Source organism: Azotobacter tropicalis, assembly GCF_059739045.1.
Map to the genome: position 1 here is coordinate 1,898,177 of NZ_AP046059.1, position 13,912 is coordinate 1,912,088.

The window sequence follows — 13,912 nt, forward strand, 5'->3', positions numbered from 1 at the left end:
GCTGCGTCTCGTTGCCATGGAAATTCCGGAACTCTCGCCAAGGGGTGTTTTCAGTATTCGTGCAGGGTGCATGAATACCTGCTTGTTCAGCCTTCATGGAGAAAAAACATGACCAAGAACAGCAACCCCGGCAACTTTGCCAATGACCGCCAGAAAGCTTCCGAAGCCGGCCGCAAGGGTGGTCACAACAGTGGCGGAAACTTTGCCAACGACCGTGAGAAAGCCTCCGAAGCCGGCCGCAAGGGTGGCCAGCGCAGTCACGGCGGACAAACGGGCAAGGGCCGTTAATCTCTGAGCCGGACCGAGAGCATCGCCCGATTCATCCATAATCGGGCGATGCTCTCGCCTTCTTGGATTCCCACCCTGGCGGTCCGTGCCCGCCTCACAAACCGAACTGCTTGCGCTTGCGATACAGCGTCGAGGCATCGATGCCGAGCGTCCTGGCGGCCTGTTCGAGGGTTTCGCTGATCGCCAGCACGGCGGCGATATGCGCCTTCTCCAGCTCGTCCAGACGCAGCGGCATGCCGACCCGCGGCACGCTGCCGACCGGCGGCTCGCCGAGCCCCAGATGGCTCGTCTCGATCAGTTCTTGGGAACAGATGATGCTGGCCCGCTCGACCACATTGCGCAGCTCGCGGATATTGCCCGGCCAGTGGTAGCCGAGCAGCGCCGCCTGCGCCGCCTCGCTGAAGCCGCGCGCCGGACGGACGTAGTTCTTGACGAACATGAGCAGGAAGCGCTCGGCCAGGTTGCGGATGTCCTCGGGCCGCTCGCGCAGCGGCGGCAGGTGCAAGGTGATCACGTTGATCCGGTAGAGCAGGTCCTCGCGGAACTGCCCGGCACGCACCATGGCCTCGAGGTCGCGGTTGGTGGCGGCGAGAATGCGCACATCGGCCTGGCGCGTCACCGGATCGCCGATCCGCTCGTATTCCTTGTCCTGGATGAAGCGCAGCAGCTTGGGCTGCAGGGACAGCGGGAAATCGCCGATCTCGTCGAGCAGCAGCGTGCCGCCGTCGGCCTGGTTGACCCGTCCCAGAGTGCTTTCCGTGGCGCCGGTGAAAGCCCCGCGGCTGTGTCCGAACATCTCGCTTTCCATCAGCTCGACGGACAGCGAAGGACAATTGATGGTCACGAAGGCCTTTCTGGCCCGCTGGCTCCAGCCGTGGATGGCACGCGCCAGCTCGCCCTTGCCGGTCCCCGACTCGCCGAGAACGAGGACGTTGGCATCGGTGCCGGCCACCTGCCGGGCGGTTTCCAGGACCGCCATCATCGCCGGGTTGTCCGAGCCGAAGACATCGCTGGGCGGGCGCAGCTCGCCCTCCAGCGCGCGCAGGCGCGTCGCCAGTTGGCCGATCTCCAGTTGCTTGGCCGCGGCCAGGCACAACTGGTCGGGACTGCACGGCTTGACCAGGTAGTCGGAGGCGCCGGCCTGGATCGCCTCGACCGCGGTGTCCACCGCACCCATCGCGGTGACGATCACCACGCGCATCCAGGGCGCCTGGCTGCGCAGGCGCTGCAGCACCTCCAGGCCGTTCTCCTCGCCCAGGCACAGATCGAGAAAACACAAATCGAAAACCTGACGTTGCAGCAGCGCTTCCGCCTGCGCCCCGCTGCTGGCGCTCATCACGCTGTAGCCTCGCTCCTCGAGGCAGGCGCGAAAACTGCGCAATATTGCCGGCTCGTCGTCCAGCAAGAGAACGCGGCCGGAAACCTCTGTCGATGGTTTCATTCTCCCCCTCGTTTGCATGCGTCTTCCCACATTCAGGATTTTCAGCGTAGTTGCAATCCTCCCGCAGCGTCGTCTCCGCGCGGCGAACGGAGCCGCTCCGGCGAAGGCCTTGGCAAGACCGAAGAAAGCGCCAATCTGGCGGGGAAATGAAAGCAATTTGCCGGCTATGCGCCTTGATCAGGAAAGCGGGACAGGGGCGATGCCGGGGTGCGGCACCGACCGGCGGCACCGCCGGTGCGGATGGGGCGGCAGGTGCCCCGGATCGAAGGGCCGGCTCCGAAACGTCGGGACCGGCCCGGTGCGGCGGAAAAGACGACGAACGGAACGAGTCATGCCCATGCGCTCGTGAACGCCGCTTCCTCGACCGCTTGATTCGCTGCGTTGCAGCTGACCTGGGCCATCCGCGCGCAAGCGCGCGAGCCGGCTCTCAGTCGTTCTTCTTGTGGGTCGCGGCCAGTTGCTTGGCCTCTTCCCAGTGCTTTTCCAGGCCCGGCAGGGCCTTGCTGGCGAAGGCCTTGAGTTCGGCGTCGTCGACCTTCTGCGCGGCATCGCGGAACAGCTGGATGGTATGCTCGTGGGAGACGACCTGGTTGTTGGCATAGGCCTCATCGAAGGACTCGCCTTCGCGCAGTTGCAGAATCCACTTCTTGGCCTTGCTCATCAGCTCGGCTTCGGTGGCCACTTCCAGCTTCTTGGTCGTGGCGATCTGTGCCAGTTGTTTGTTCATCGCGGTATGGTCGTCGATCGCTTTCTGGGCGAAGGCCTTGATATCCGCGGACGTGCTCTTTTGCAGGGCCAGCTTGCCGCTTTCGATTTCCGCTATGCCCTTGGCCGAAGCCTCGTCGACGAAATCGTCGGCATCCATGGTATCGGCGGCATATACGCTGCCGAATACGGCCAGCAAGAGCGCAGCGAAAAAGGCTTTATATATTCTTAACATGGCTTGTTACCTCTTTAGAAAAGATTCCCATATAAGAAGTTTTCCGACAGCGAACGACTTGTCCCGGCAAAGTTACGACTTACCCGGTCTGAGATAGTTCTGAAATATCGGACGCCCAAACAGGCCCCTGTCAATCGAGCGCTATTGCTGCATATCGGCAAGTGCCAGAAAGTTGAATCCCACCCGTCAGCCGGGATGAACTTTCGAAGGAACGGCGGATTCTACCCAATGCACCATCCACCCCCATCGAGGAGAACACCAAATGGCAACTGTTCACGAGAACCTGCTCGATTGGCTGCGCGACGCCCATGCGATGGAACAGCAGGCGGAAAACATGCTGGAGTCTCTTTCCGACCGTATCGAACATTATCCCCAGCTCAAGGTGCGCATCGATCAGCACCTGCAGGAAACCCGCTGGCAGAAAGCCCAGATCGAAAGCTGCATCAACCGCCTGGGCAGCAGCCCCTCGGCCTTCAAGGACCTGGCGGCCAAGGTCGTCGCCTTCGGCCAGGGCCTGAGCGGCGTGGTCATGAGCGACGAGGTGATCAAGGGCGCGATGAGTTCCTATGTCTTCGAGAACATGGAGATCGCCTCCTACCGGATCATCATCGCGACCGCCGAAATGGCCGGCGACACGGAAACCAAGCGGATCGCCCAGGAAATCCTGATGCAGGAGCAGGCCATGGCCGACTGGCTGCTGAACTACCTGCCGGAAATCACCACCCAGTTCCTGAGCCGCTCGGAAACCCCGGACGTGGCCGCCAAACGCTGACGCCCGCCGCCTCTTCCTTTCCAGTCCCCCCACCAACCAGCGACGCGCCCGGCACCGAGCGACAGCTCGGCACCGGGCGCCTGCCCGCTCAGCCGTTGACCACTGTCCCGCCGTTCACGTGCAAGACCTGCCCGGTCACGTAGGACGAGTCGCTGCAGGCCAGATACACATAGGCCGGCGCCACCTCCTCAGGCTGTCCGGGACGCTGCATGGGTGTCGAGGCGCCGAAATGCGCCACCTCCTCCTCGCTGAAGGTGGAGGGGATCAGCGGCGTCCAGATCGGCCCCGGCGCCACCGCGTTGACGCGGATGCCGCGCGGCGCCAGGTTGGCCGACAGGGCCCGGGTGAAGGCGGTGATCGCCCCCTTGGTGGAGGAGTAGTCGATCAGCTTGGGATTGCCCTTGTAGGCGGTGACCGAGGTGGTGTTGATGATCGCGTCGCCCTCCTTCATCGACGGCAGCGCCGCCTTGGTCAGCTGGAACATGCCGAAAATGTTGGTGCGGAAGGTCTTCTCCCACTGTTCCTCGCTGATGTCCTCGAGCCGCTCCTGGGGGTGCTGCTCGCCGGCGTTGTTGACCAGCACGTCCAGATGTCCCCATTGGCCGAGGGTTTCCTCGACCACCATGTGGCAGAACGCGGCATCGGCCACGTCGCCAGCCAGGGCCAGGCAGCGGCGGCCGTGCTTCTCGATTTCCCGGCGGGTTTCCTCGGCATCTTCCGGCTGGTCCAGATAGAGCAGGACGATATCGGCCCCCTCCTTGGCGAAGACCACCGCCACGGCGCGACCGATGCCGCTGTCGGCGCCGGTGATGACCGCGACCTTGCCTTCCAGCTTGCCGGCCGCCTTGTACTCCTCGGCCTTGTATTGCGGACGCGGATGCATCGCGCTTTCCTTGCCGGGCCGCTGCTCCTGGTGCTGCGGCGGCAGGGTTTGCTTGTTCTCAGCCATGGCGTTCCCCTTACGTCTCGAAGTAACAGGTGGATGGAATGGAGCGTGACCGGCGCGGCGGCGCCGGGGGCGATGGCGTGGCGCTCTCCCCTCAGCAGACTCGATGGGTTTTTCCGAGTTCGGGCGCAGCGCCGCGACGCGGCGGATATCGATGGCCGGCGCGACAAAAGCCGAAAATGGCGGTCACTCATTAATGAGCAGCAAGACGCACAGGCCACTGCCATGAGCGACGCCTCGCCCGATGCTTCCGCACAGCGCACGCCGCAGGACGACTTCGCCCCGCGCGACTACCCGATCGCCGACCAGATCGCCCGCCAGCGCAAGACCTGGAAACACGAGCGGATCGGTTTCGCCCTGCTGCTCGCCTTCGTCGCCCTGGCCCTGAGCGGTCTGTTCTCCGGCGGCCCGCTCAGCGAGCGCAGCGCCAGCAGCCCCGGACAGCGCCTGACGGTGCACTACGAGCGCTTCCTGCGCAGCGGCGCCGGCAGCCGGCTGATCCTCACGGCCAGGACCCGCCCCTCGGCAACCGCGACCCTGCGTCTCGACCCGGCGTTCCTGCACGCCTACACGATCGAACACCTGCAACCGCAACCCGTGGCGGCGCGCAGCCAGGCCGGCGGGCTGGAGCTCGTCGGCCGGGCCGACGGACAGGGCGAGCTGAGCTTCTACCTGACCATCCGCCCCGAGCGTCTCGGCCCGGTGCACGGCACGGCCTGGTTCGAAGGCGATAGCGTGGCCTTCCCCAGTTCATCTATCCGTGAGGAGGCAGCGATGGACGCCGTTCTGCGCGCCGCCGCGATCTACCTGGTCCTGCTGGTGCTGTTCAAGATCGCCGGCCGGCGCACCCTGGCGGAGATCAGCAACTTCGACCTGCTGCTGCTGATGATCATCGGCGAGGCGACGCAGCAGGCGCTGGTGGGCGAGGACTTCTCGCTGATCAACGCGATCATCGTGATCGTGACCCTGATCGCCATCGACGTCGGCCTGTCGCTCGTCAAGCTCCGCTTCGCCCGGGTCGATGCGCTGATCGAGGGCACCTCGACGCTGATCGTCGAGGACGGCCGGCCCCTGAAGAAGCGCCTGAGCGAGGCCCGCCTGCGCGAGGAGGACATCCTCCTGGCAGCACGCCAGAGCCAGGGCCTGGAGCGGATGAACCAGATCAAGTACGCGATCCTCGAGAAGAACGGCAAAATCTCGATCATCCCCTACTCGTCCGAATGATCCGCCCCGTCCACTGGCCGGGCAGTCGAAAAAATCATTGAACGTCGCGGCGCAGTTCCCCTCCAAACCAGGATGGACGTCCCTGCCGCCGCCGCTTGGGAGGACTTGTCATGTTCGGATGGGAAGCACTCGACCTGGCCCGTATCCAGTTCGCCTTCACCGTGTCCTTCCACATTCTCTTTCCGGCGATCACCATCGGCCTGGCCAGCTACCTGGCGGTGCTCGAAGGGCTCTGGCTGAAGAGCAAGGAACAGGTCTACCTCGACCTGTACCACTTCTGGCTGAAGATCTTCGCGGTGAACTTCGGCATGGGGGTGGTCTCCGGCATCGTCATGGCCTACCAGTTCGGCACCAACTGGAGCACCTTCTCCACCTTCGCCGGCAGCGTCACCGGCCCCCTGCTCGCCTACGAAGTGCTCACCGCCTTCTTCCTCGAGGCCGGCTTTCTCGGCGTCATGCTGTTCGGCCTGAACCGGGTCGGCCCGGGGCTGCACTTCTTCGCCACCCTGATGGTGGCGATCGGCACCCTGATCTCGACCTTCTGGATCCTCGCCTCGAACAGCTGGATGCACACCCGCAGGGCCACGCGATCGTCGACGGCAAGCTGATTCCGGTGGACTGGCTGGCGGTGATCTTCAACCCCTCGTTCCCCTACCGTCTGCTGCACATGGTGGTCGCCGCCTATCTGGCCACCGCCTTCTTCGTCGGCGCCTCGGCCGCCTGGCACCTGCTGCGCGGCCACGACAACCCGGCGCTGCGCAAGATGCTCTCCATGGCCATGTGGATGGCCCTGCTGGTCGCCCCGGTACAGGCGCTGATCGGCGACTTCCACGGCCTCAACACCCTGGAGCACCAGCCGGCGAAGATCGCCGCCATCGAGGGCCACTGGGAGAACCGCGGGAACGAGCCGACGCCCCTGATCCTGGTCGGCTGGCCGGACATGCAGCGCGAGGAAACCCGCTTCGCCGTGGAGATCCCGGTGCTCGGCAGCCTGATCCTCAAGCACAGCCTGAGCGAGCCGATCCCGGCGCTGAAGGAGTTCGCCCCGGAGGACCGGCCCGACGCGACCATCGTGTTCTGGACCTTCCGGGTGATGGTCGGCCTCGGCCTGCTGATGATCGCCACCGGCCTGTGGAGCCTGTGGCTGCGCCGGCGCGGCGAGCTCTACCAGTCGCGGCCCTTCCTGCGCCTGGCGCTCTGGATGGGGCCGTCCGGGCTGCTGGCGATCCTCGCCGGCTGGTTCACCACCGAAGTCGGCCGCCAGCCCTGGGTGGTCTACGGCCTGCTGCGCACCCGCGACGCGGTCTCGGCGCACGGCGTCGCCGCGATGAGCATCAGCCTGCTGTTGTTCGTGGTGGTCTATCTGGCGGTGTTCGGCATCGGCTTCGTCTATGCGCTGCATCTGGTGCACAAGGGACCGCAGACCGGCGAGGGCCGCGAGCCGCCGGTCAGCGGCGGGGCGGGCCGGCCGCGCACGCCGGCGCGGCCGCTGTCCGCGCCCGAGGAAGGGCTGGACGAAGGCGCGCCGAGCACGAGGAGCTGAATCATGGGCATCGATCTTTCATTGATCTGGGCGGCGATCATCAGCTTCGGCGTGATGATGTACGTGGTGATGGACGGCTTCGACCTGGGCATCGGCATGCTCTACCCGTTCTTCAAGGACAGCCACGACCGCGACGTGATGATGAACACCGTGGCGCCGGTCTGGGACGGCAACGAAACCTGGCTGGTGCTCGGCGGCGCCGGGCTGTTCGCGGCCTTCCCGCTGGCCTATGCGGTGATCCTCTCGGCGCTCTACCTGCCGCTGGTGTTCATGCTGATCGGCCTGGTGTTCCGCGGCGTGGCCTTCGAGTTCCGCTTCAAGGCCCGCGAGGCGCATCGGCACCTGTGGGACAAGGCGTTCATCGGCGGCTCGCTGGCGGCCACCTTCTTCCAGGGCGTGGTGCTGGGCACCTTCATCGACGGCATCCCGGTGGTCGACGGCCAGTTCGCCGGCGGCGCGCTCGACTGGCTGGCGCCCTTCCCGCTGTTCTGCGGCCTCGGCCTGGTCGTCGCCTACAGCCTGCTCGGCTGCACCTGGCTGATCATGAAGACCGAAGGCCGCCTGCAGCGCCGCATGCACGACCTGGCCAGGCCGCTGACCCTGGTGCTGCTGGCGGTGCTCGGGCTCCTCAGCCTGTGGACGCCGCTGGCCCACGAGGCCATCGCCCGGCGCTGGTTCAGCCTGCCCAACCTGATCTGGTTCCTGCCGGTGCCGCTGCTGGTGCTGCTGAGCGTGCGGGCGCTGCTGCGCTCGGTGGCCAACAACGATCACGTGCGGCCCTTCCTGCTCACCCTGGCGCTGATCTTCCTCGGCTACAGCGGCCTGATCATCAGCCTGTGGCCGCATATCATCCCGCCGTCGATCACTCTCCACGCTGCCGCCGCACCGCCGCAGAGCCAGGGCTTCGCGCTGGTCGGCGCGCTGCTGATCGTCCCGGTCATCCTCGGCTACACCGCCTGGAGCTACTACGTGTTCCGCGGCAAGGTGCGGCACGGCGAGGGCTACCACTGAGCACCGCCGACCGCGGGCCGAGCGAAACCGACGTTTTGCCCGCGCGACAGCTCAACCTGTCGCGCGGATAAACTTCCGGCACGCTCTTTCGAACTTCCAGACGCTCGACTGGCTGTTTGTCTTTCATGCGCCAAAAGTTCTGCCGGATCGAATCGGATAACTTGCGCCCGGTAATTAACCGCAACTTGAAACAACCTTTTCGGCACTAACCATTCGCCAAAAATAATATGAACGGCCATTCGTCGGTATTCGGAAACCTTGCCTGCCTGCCGTCATCGAACTTAGCAACTGTTTCCCAAGCGAGTATTCAGCGACTAACGGACACGCATACAGGTAGAGCAGCCGATATTGCATCGAGAGTGCACTTCCACTCGGGAAAATAGTTGCATGTTCAAACGAGCCGTATCGAGAGGAGGTGAGCCATGCGCAAAGCCAGAGGCCGCCGGAGCATCAAGCAGTCAGGCCGGAAAGGCGCCGCCTCTTCCGTGCTGCATGGACGCGAATTCTATGAGCAGCTCGGCTACCGGGGTGGTCCGCAAGAGGGAACGCGGATGCGCAACTCCATCGAAGAACGAAGGAAATTCCGAGGCAATCACTGAACCGAGAGGTAACGTCATGGCAAATGAAAAAGGTTCGATCAGTGTAAGCGAAGCCGGTCGCCGCGGCGGCGAGGCCCGCAAAGAGCAACTCGGGCCGGAAGGTTATTCCGAACTCGGCCATAAAGGCGGGCAGCGCGTTCGTGAACTCATCAAGGAAGGCAAAAAAGCCAAAGGCGAAAAATAGCCCATGACTTGATGAGTATTCGAGCGTCGATCCAAGGGAACTGAATCGGTTGAACAGGGAGCTGAAACAACCAGGCCCCAGATGCAAGTCGAAACGATCAGGAGAGCATTATCATGGCAACTTCACGTCAAGGCGGCTCCGGCTCCGACCGCAGCCAAGAAAAAGGCCAAGAAAAAGGCCAAGAAAAAGGCAGCATGAGCGTGCGGGAAGCCGGCCAGAAAGGCGGCGAAATCCGTAAGGAACAGCTCGGCCCGGAAGGTTACTCCGAACTCGGCCACAAGGGCGGCGAAGCCCGCAAGGAACAGCTCGGCCCGGAAGGCTACTCCGAACTCGGCCACAAGGGCGGCGAAGCCCGCAAGGAACAGCTCGGCCCGGAAGGCTATTCGGAACTGGGCAAGAAGGGTGGCGAGGCCCGCAAGGAACAGCTCGGCCCGGAGGGCTATTCGGAACTGGGCCATAAGGGCGGCCAGCGGGTACGCGAGCTGATCGAGGAAGGCAAACGCGCCGAGGGTCAACAGGGCGGCCGTCAGGAGGACGCGCAGGGCAGCCGGCGGGAAAGCGGCAGCCAGGAAGGCCGCAGCTCCAGCCAGTCCCGCCAGGAAGACCAGAACCGCAAACGCTAACGCATCGTTCGCGATAACAGGCGCTTGAACGAGGGGGGAACGTATCCCCCCTTTTCAAGCCGGGAAGAAAACGAAATGCGCCGACGGCATTAGCGATGTCCGCCAGCGGGTCGGCGCCGCACGCCAGCCCTGCACCTGCCGGCAGGTCCCCCGACGCCGGCGCTTGACGCCACCCTCTCCCTCCCCAACGCCCCCGCGCTTCGCAGACGCCTGCGTGCAGGCTTGCGGGCGCCGGCTATCCTCAAGTTCGCCACAGCACAGGAAGGCCTCACGATGGCGAATTCTCCCGCACCCGTCCCTGCCCGCCGCGGCATGCCGCACGCCCGGCCATGGCGCGACGCCCGATGATCAATCCACGCTTCGAGTTCCGGGTCTTCCTGTTCCTGCTGGTGCTGGTCTCCGTGGCCTTCGCCTGGATCATCCTGCCCTTCTATGGCGCCATCTTCTGGGCGATTGCGCTGGCCATCCTGTTCCATCCGGTGCAGCTTTATTTTCAGCGCCGTTTCGGCGGGAATCATCCGAACCTGAGCACCTCGCTCACCCTGTTCGTTTGCGTGATCGTCGCCGTCCTGCCGATCACCATCATCTCCATCTTGCTGATCCAGGAAGGCGCCGCTCTCTATACCCAACTCGAGGCGGGCGATATCGATTTCGCCGGCCTGCTCGAAGACTTCAGGAACCGTCTGCCCGAGCCCCTGCAACAGTTGATGGAGCGCTTCGGCCTGGACAGCCGGCGCGGCCTGCGCGACCGGATCGCCAGCGCCGTCATGCAGGGCAGCCAGTTCCTCGCCGGCAAGGCCTTCAACATTGGCCAGAACACCTTCGAGTTCGTCCTCGGCTTCTTCGTCATGCTCTACCTGCTGTTCTTCTTCCTGCGCGACGGCACCGTCCTGGTCGCCCAGATCCGCGAATCCATTCCGCTCAGCGAAATGAAGAAGAGCCGGCTGTTCCAGCGCTTCACCTGCGTGGTGCAGGCCACCATCAAGGGCAGCATCGTCGTGGCGGTCATCCAGGGCGCCCTGGGCGGCGCGATATTCGCCCTGCTGGGTATCCCCCGGGCCTTGCTCTGGGGCGTCGCCATGGCCTTCCTGTCGTTTCTCCCGGCCCTCGGCACGGGGCTGATCTGGGGGCCGGTCGCCATCTACTTCCTGCTCAGCGGCGCCATTCTGAAGAGCGTACTGCTCACCGCCTGCGGCATCTTCATCATCGGCTTGGTGGACAACATCGTGCGGCCGATCCTGGTCAGCAAGGACACCCGGATACCGGACTACCTGGTGCTGGTATCGACGCTGGGCGGCCTGGCCCTGTTCGGCCTCAACGGCTTCGTCATCGGCCCGGTGATCGCGGCCCTGTTTGTGTCGAGCTGGAATCTGTTCGCCTCGCAGACCCGCTGAACGCTCCGCCATCGTTGCGGCACTTGGCCATGTGCCGCTTCGTGCAAATTGCACAGGAAAACGACCGCCAATCCTGCACCCTGCAACGCACCTGATCGTGCCTTGCCAGGTTATCTGTTTGAAATGATGGGCAATCCCGAAGTTTCCCGGCTTGGCGCGTCGCTTGCTTCAATAATTATTACCGGGCGGTAAAAACAACAACGCATGAAACAACCGAGGGATTGTCAACATGAACCATGGCAAACTTCATTCTGTTCTGCGTCGCAAAAGCCTCCCTGCAAGTATTGTGGTTATCCTGACGCTGGGTGCGGCCATATACTGCGGGAATACTCTTTCGCTCGATAAGGCTGCCTCGATCCCCGCTCAGGAGTCCTCACTTTCCTTGCAACACCTGCCCACCGCGGACACTTCCAAAGCCACGGTTTCCAGAGGCAGTTATCAGAATCTGTTGATACCTCAGCCGCGTTGGATCTTTTGAGTCTCTGGATGTCTTATGGATTGTAGTCATCACACCCGTAAGCGAAGGAGCCTGACATGCTAACTTGGTCAATCATATTTCTGGTCATCGCCATAATTGCAGGGCTGCTCGGCTTCGGTGGTATTGCAGGAACCGCCACCGGTATTGCGAAGATACTCTTCGTACTCTTCCTGATTCTCTTCGTCGTTTCCCTGTTGTTCGGCCGCACCGGCTAGAACGAAGAGCCCCTTTATCTTCAGCGCCCCGGTGTATCGTTCAAAACAGCCCTGACGAAAAGCGGGCAAACGTTTCTCGCCCTTTCTCAAGCCTGCACTTCGCGGGGGAGCGCTCCCCCCGCCAAGTGCTGTCCGCCGGATTCCGCGCCAGCCATCTACTCGGCATCCCTACCGACCGACACCCCTGCCGGCCGCACGCAACGCTTGAACGCCGGCGATGTTCCCCTGCTCGACTCGAAACGCTTGCGAGCAGCCAAGTGATATCTAAATAGTATCAAATAGATATCAATAACCCCTTGCAACCCGCCTTTTTGACATCACCATGATATTAAAAAGACACTGCAAATGAGAAAATTTCGTTTATTCCATGCTGGCCAGCCAATAGCCATGGAACTTCTCTAAGTGCCTGCACTCTGTATTGGGCGAGACGGAGCGACTGCTGGCAAACTGCCGAAGACGCCACCGGAAAAACAAAACTCCCGGGGAACTATCCCTAGAAAAATGCTTCTTAGGGCTGCAACCGTTCGGTTCAGATAAAAACTTGCACAAGCACCATGGAAGGTCACACAAAGCAGCAAAAATACCAATCGATGCAACGAGTTGGATGCTGTAGTGGCAAATGGATGGCGGTCCGCGAAAGTGTGGGGCGAGTTATACCGAATGATCCGTTGCGGAACGCTTGAATAATTGATGAAGCATCCCTGAAAACCTGCCTTGCTTTAACGCCGACTTATTGGGCGTACTAACTTATTGACTTTTTCGGCCTGCAACTTCGGTTGAGGGCCGCCGGCAACCTGATGGCTAAGGTTTTTAGTCGTCGATTTTCTGTAAGCGTCATAAATAAAGGACGAGGTGAACGCGATGCGTATCAGCATTTTCGGACTGGGTTATGTGGGTGCAGTATGCGCCGGCTGTCTTTCGACGCGTGGGCACGACGTGCTCGGCGTGGATATTTCCGCCGCCAAGATTGACATGATCAACCAGGGCAAATCCCCCATTGTCGAACCGGGACTGGAAGAACTGCTGGCCGAAGGCATCAAGACCGGCCGCCTGCGCGGCACCACCAACGTGACCGAGGCGGTCCTCGCCACCGATCTGTCCATGCTCTGCGTCGGCACGCCGAGCAAGAAGAACGGCGATCTGGAGCTCGACTACATCGAGGAAGTCTGCCGTCAGATCGGCCTGGCCCTGCGCGACAAGAGCGAGCGCCACACCGTGGTGGTGCGCAGCACCGTGCTGCCGGGCACCGTGCACAACGTGGTCATCCCGACCCTCGAGCAGTTCTCCGGCAAGAAGGCCGGCGTCGACTTCGGCGTGGCGGTCAACCCCGAGTTCCTGCGCGAGAGCACCGCGATCAAGGACTACAACTTCCCGCCGATGACCGTGATCGGCGAGCTGGACAAGGCCTCCGGCGACGCCCTGGAAGCCATCTACGCCGAACTCGACGCCCCGATCGTGCGCAAGGACATCGCCGTCGCCGAGATGATCAAGTACACCTGCAACGTCTGGCACGCGGCCAAGGTCACCTTCGCCAACGAGATCGGCAACATCGCCAAGGCTGCCGGCGTCGACGGCCGCGAGGTGATGGAAGTGGTCTGCATGGACCACAAGCTGAACCTGTCGCAGTACTACATGCGCCCGGGCTTTGCCTTCGGCGGCTCCTGCCTGCCCAAGGACGTCAGCGCCCTCAGCTACCGCGCCGCCAGTGGGACGTCGAGGCCCCGCTGATCAGCTCGCTGATGCGCAGCAACGCCGTCCAGGTGCAGAAAGCCTACGACATGATCGACAAGCACGGCTCCCGCAAGGTCGCCCTGCTCGGCCTGAGCTTCAAGGCCGGCACCGACGACCTGCGCGAAAGCCCGCAGCTGGAGCTGGCCGAAATGCTGGTCGGCAAGGGCTTCAACCTGAGCATCTTCGACAGCAACGTCGAATACGCCCGCGATCACGGCGCCAACGGCCACTACATCAAGAACGAGATCCCCCACGTCTCCTCCCTGCTCCAGTCCGACCTGGACAAGGTCGTCGCCGAAGCCGACATCATCGTCCTCGGCAACGCCGATCCGCGCTTCGAGAAGCTGGCCAAGGAAGTTCCGGCCGGCAAGAAGGTCATCGACCTGATCGGCTTCATGCCCGAGCGCACCAACGGCGCCGCCGAAGGGATCTGCTGGTAATCCACCACCGGCCGCTCCCTGGCGGAGCGGCCCTTGGGAAGGGGCAGCGCGCACAAGAACAAGGACAGTGCCGCCCATTGCCG

General features: G+C 63.1%; 12 protein-coding genes and 2 pseudogenes. 11 read left to right on the forward strand and 3 right to left on the reverse strand.

The annotated features are described in order from the left end of the window. Positions 1 to 108: 108 nt before the first annotated feature. Positions 109 to 288 (forward strand): con-10 family general stress protein, encoded by a 180-nt coding sequence (locus Atro_RS08890; protein ID WP_497927285.1) that lies wholly within the window; start codon positions 109 to 111, stop codon positions 286 to 288. A gap of 94 nt (positions 289 to 382) precedes the next feature. On the opposite strand, the gene algB is transcribed toward Atro_RS08890, so the two are convergent. Together algB and Atro_RS08900 are read right to left on the reverse strand one after the other, a co-directional pair. Beyond that, positions 383 to 1,729, reverse strand: coding sequence for a sigma-54-dependent response regulator transcription factor AlgB (gene algB, locus Atro_RS08895; RefSeq protein ID WP_497927286.1), 1,347 nt, complete (start codon positions 1,727 to 1,729; stop codon positions 383 to 385). A 427-nt stretch (positions 1,730 to 2,156) separates the two neighbouring features. Next, positions 2,157 to 2,669, reverse strand: coding sequence for a DUF4142 domain-containing protein (locus Atro_RS08900; RefSeq protein ID WP_497927287.1), 513 nt, complete (start codon positions 2,667 to 2,669; stop codon positions 2,157 to 2,159). Positions 2,670 to 2,931: 262 nt separating this feature from the next. Here Atro_RS08900 and Atro_RS08905 point away from each other — a divergent pair, with 262 nt between their 5' ends. After that, complete coding sequence (locus tag Atro_RS08905; RefSeq protein WP_497927288.1) at positions 2,932 to 3,441, forward strand: ferritin-like domain-containing protein; 510 nt, start codon at positions 2,932 to 2,934, stop codon at positions 3,439 to 3,441. Positions 3,442 to 3,529: 88 nt separating this feature from the next. Here the strand turns inward: Atro_RS08905 and Atro_RS08910 are convergent, their stop codons facing one another. After that, positions 3,530 to 4,390 carry an SDR family oxidoreductase gene (locus Atro_RS08910; RefSeq protein WP_497927289.1) on the reverse strand — a complete coding sequence of 287 codons (861 nt, stop codon included), beginning with the start codon at positions 4,388 to 4,390 and terminating at the stop codon, positions 3,530 to 3,532. Positions 4,391 to 5,161: 771 nt separating this feature from the next. Here Atro_RS08910 and Atro_RS08915 point away from each other — a divergent pair. From Atro_RS08915 to Atro_RS08955, 9 genes and pseudogenes are all read left to right on the forward strand, one after another. Beyond that, positions 5,162 to 5,611, forward strand: a complete 450-nt coding sequence (locus Atro_RS08915) for a DUF421 domain-containing protein (RefSeq protein WP_497927650.1) — start codon at positions 5,162 to 5,164, stop codon at positions 5,609 to 5,611. A 110-nt stretch (positions 5,612 to 5,721) separates the two neighbouring features. Beyond that, positions 5,722 to 7,154: pseudogene (locus Atro_RS08920) on the forward strand (cytochrome ubiquinol oxidase subunit I). Between the two features lie 3 nt (positions 7,155 to 7,157). Beyond that, positions 7,158 to 8,165 carry a cytochrome d ubiquinol oxidase subunit II gene (gene cydB, locus Atro_RS08925; protein WP_497927290.1) on the forward strand — a complete coding sequence of 336 codons (1,008 nt, stop codon included), beginning with the start codon at positions 7,158 to 7,160 and terminating at the stop codon, positions 8,163 to 8,165. A gap of 422 nt (positions 8,166 to 8,587) precedes the next feature. Next, complete coding sequence (locus tag Atro_RS08930; protein ID WP_497927291.1) at positions 8,588 to 8,764, forward strand: hypothetical protein; 177 nt, start codon at positions 8,588 to 8,590, stop codon at positions 8,762 to 8,764. Positions 8,765 to 8,780: 16 nt separating this feature from the next. After that, positions 8,781 to 8,948: an Em GEA1 (EM1) gene (locus Atro_RS08935; protein ID WP_152388792.1), complete on the forward strand. Its 168-nt coding sequence runs from the start codon at positions 8,781 to 8,783 to the stop codon at positions 8,946 to 8,948. A 194-nt stretch (positions 8,949 to 9,142) separates the two neighbouring features. Beyond that, positions 9,143 to 9,571, forward strand: coding sequence for a KGG domain-containing protein (locus Atro_RS08940; RefSeq protein ID WP_497927292.1), 429 nt, complete (start codon positions 9,143 to 9,145; stop codon positions 9,569 to 9,571). Between the two features lie 344 nt (positions 9,572 to 9,915). Beyond that, positions 9,916 to 10,965, forward strand: coding sequence for an AI-2E family transporter (locus Atro_RS08945; protein ID WP_497927651.1), 1,050 nt, complete (start codon positions 9,916 to 9,918; stop codon positions 10,963 to 10,965). Between the two features lie 534 nt (positions 10,966 to 11,499). Next, on the forward strand, positions 11,500 to 11,658 hold the full coding sequence (locus tag Atro_RS08950) for a DUF1328 domain-containing protein (RefSeq protein WP_152388788.1): 159 nt from the start codon (positions 11,500 to 11,502) through the stop codon (positions 11,656 to 11,658). Positions 11,659 to 12,519: 861 nt separating this feature from the next. Then, a pseudogene (locus Atro_RS08955) lies at positions 12,520 to 13,829 on the forward strand (nucleotide sugar dehydrogenase). Positions 13,830 to 13,912: the final 83 nt, after the last annotated feature.

Coding starts and splice junctions, on each gene's coding strand:
- Atro_RS08890 (WP_497927285.1), top strand. CDS start 109: ATGACCAAGAACAGCAACCCCGGCAACTTTGCCAATGACCGCCAGAAA.
- algB (WP_497927286.1), bottom strand. CDS start 1,729: ATGAAACCATCGACAGAGGTTTCCGGCCGCGTTCTCTTGCTGGACGAC.
- Atro_RS08900 (WP_497927287.1), bottom strand. CDS start 2,669: ATGTTAAGAATATATAAAGCCTTTTTCGCTGCGCTCTTGCTGGCCGTA.
- Atro_RS08905 (WP_497927288.1), top strand. CDS start 2,932: ATGGCAACTGTTCACGAGAACCTGCTCGATTGGCTGCGCGACGCCCAT.
- Atro_RS08910 (WP_497927289.1), bottom strand. CDS start 4,390: ATGGCTGAGAACAAGCAAACCCTGCCGCCGCAGCACCAGGAGCAGCGG.
- Atro_RS08915 (WP_497927650.1), top strand. CDS start 5,162: ATGGACGCCGTTCTGCGCGCCGCCGCGATCTACCTGGTCCTGCTGGTG.
- cydB (WP_497927290.1), top strand. CDS start 7,158: ATGGGCATCGATCTTTCATTGATCTGGGCGGCGATCATCAGCTTCGGC.
- Atro_RS08930 (WP_497927291.1), top strand. CDS start 8,588: ATGCGCAAAGCCAGAGGCCGCCGGAGCATCAAGCAGTCAGGCCGGAAA.
- Atro_RS08935 (WP_152388792.1), top strand. CDS start 8,781: ATGGCAAATGAAAAAGGTTCGATCAGTGTAAGCGAAGCCGGTCGCCGC.
- Atro_RS08940 (WP_497927292.1), top strand. CDS start 9,143: ATGAGCGTGCGGGAAGCCGGCCAGAAAGGCGGCGAAATCCGTAAGGAA.
- Atro_RS08945 (WP_497927651.1), top strand. CDS start 9,916: ATGATCAATCCACGCTTCGAGTTCCGGGTCTTCCTGTTCCTGCTGGTG.
- Atro_RS08950 (WP_152388788.1), top strand. CDS start 11,500: ATGCTAACTTGGTCAATCATATTTCTGGTCATCGCCATAATTGCAGGG.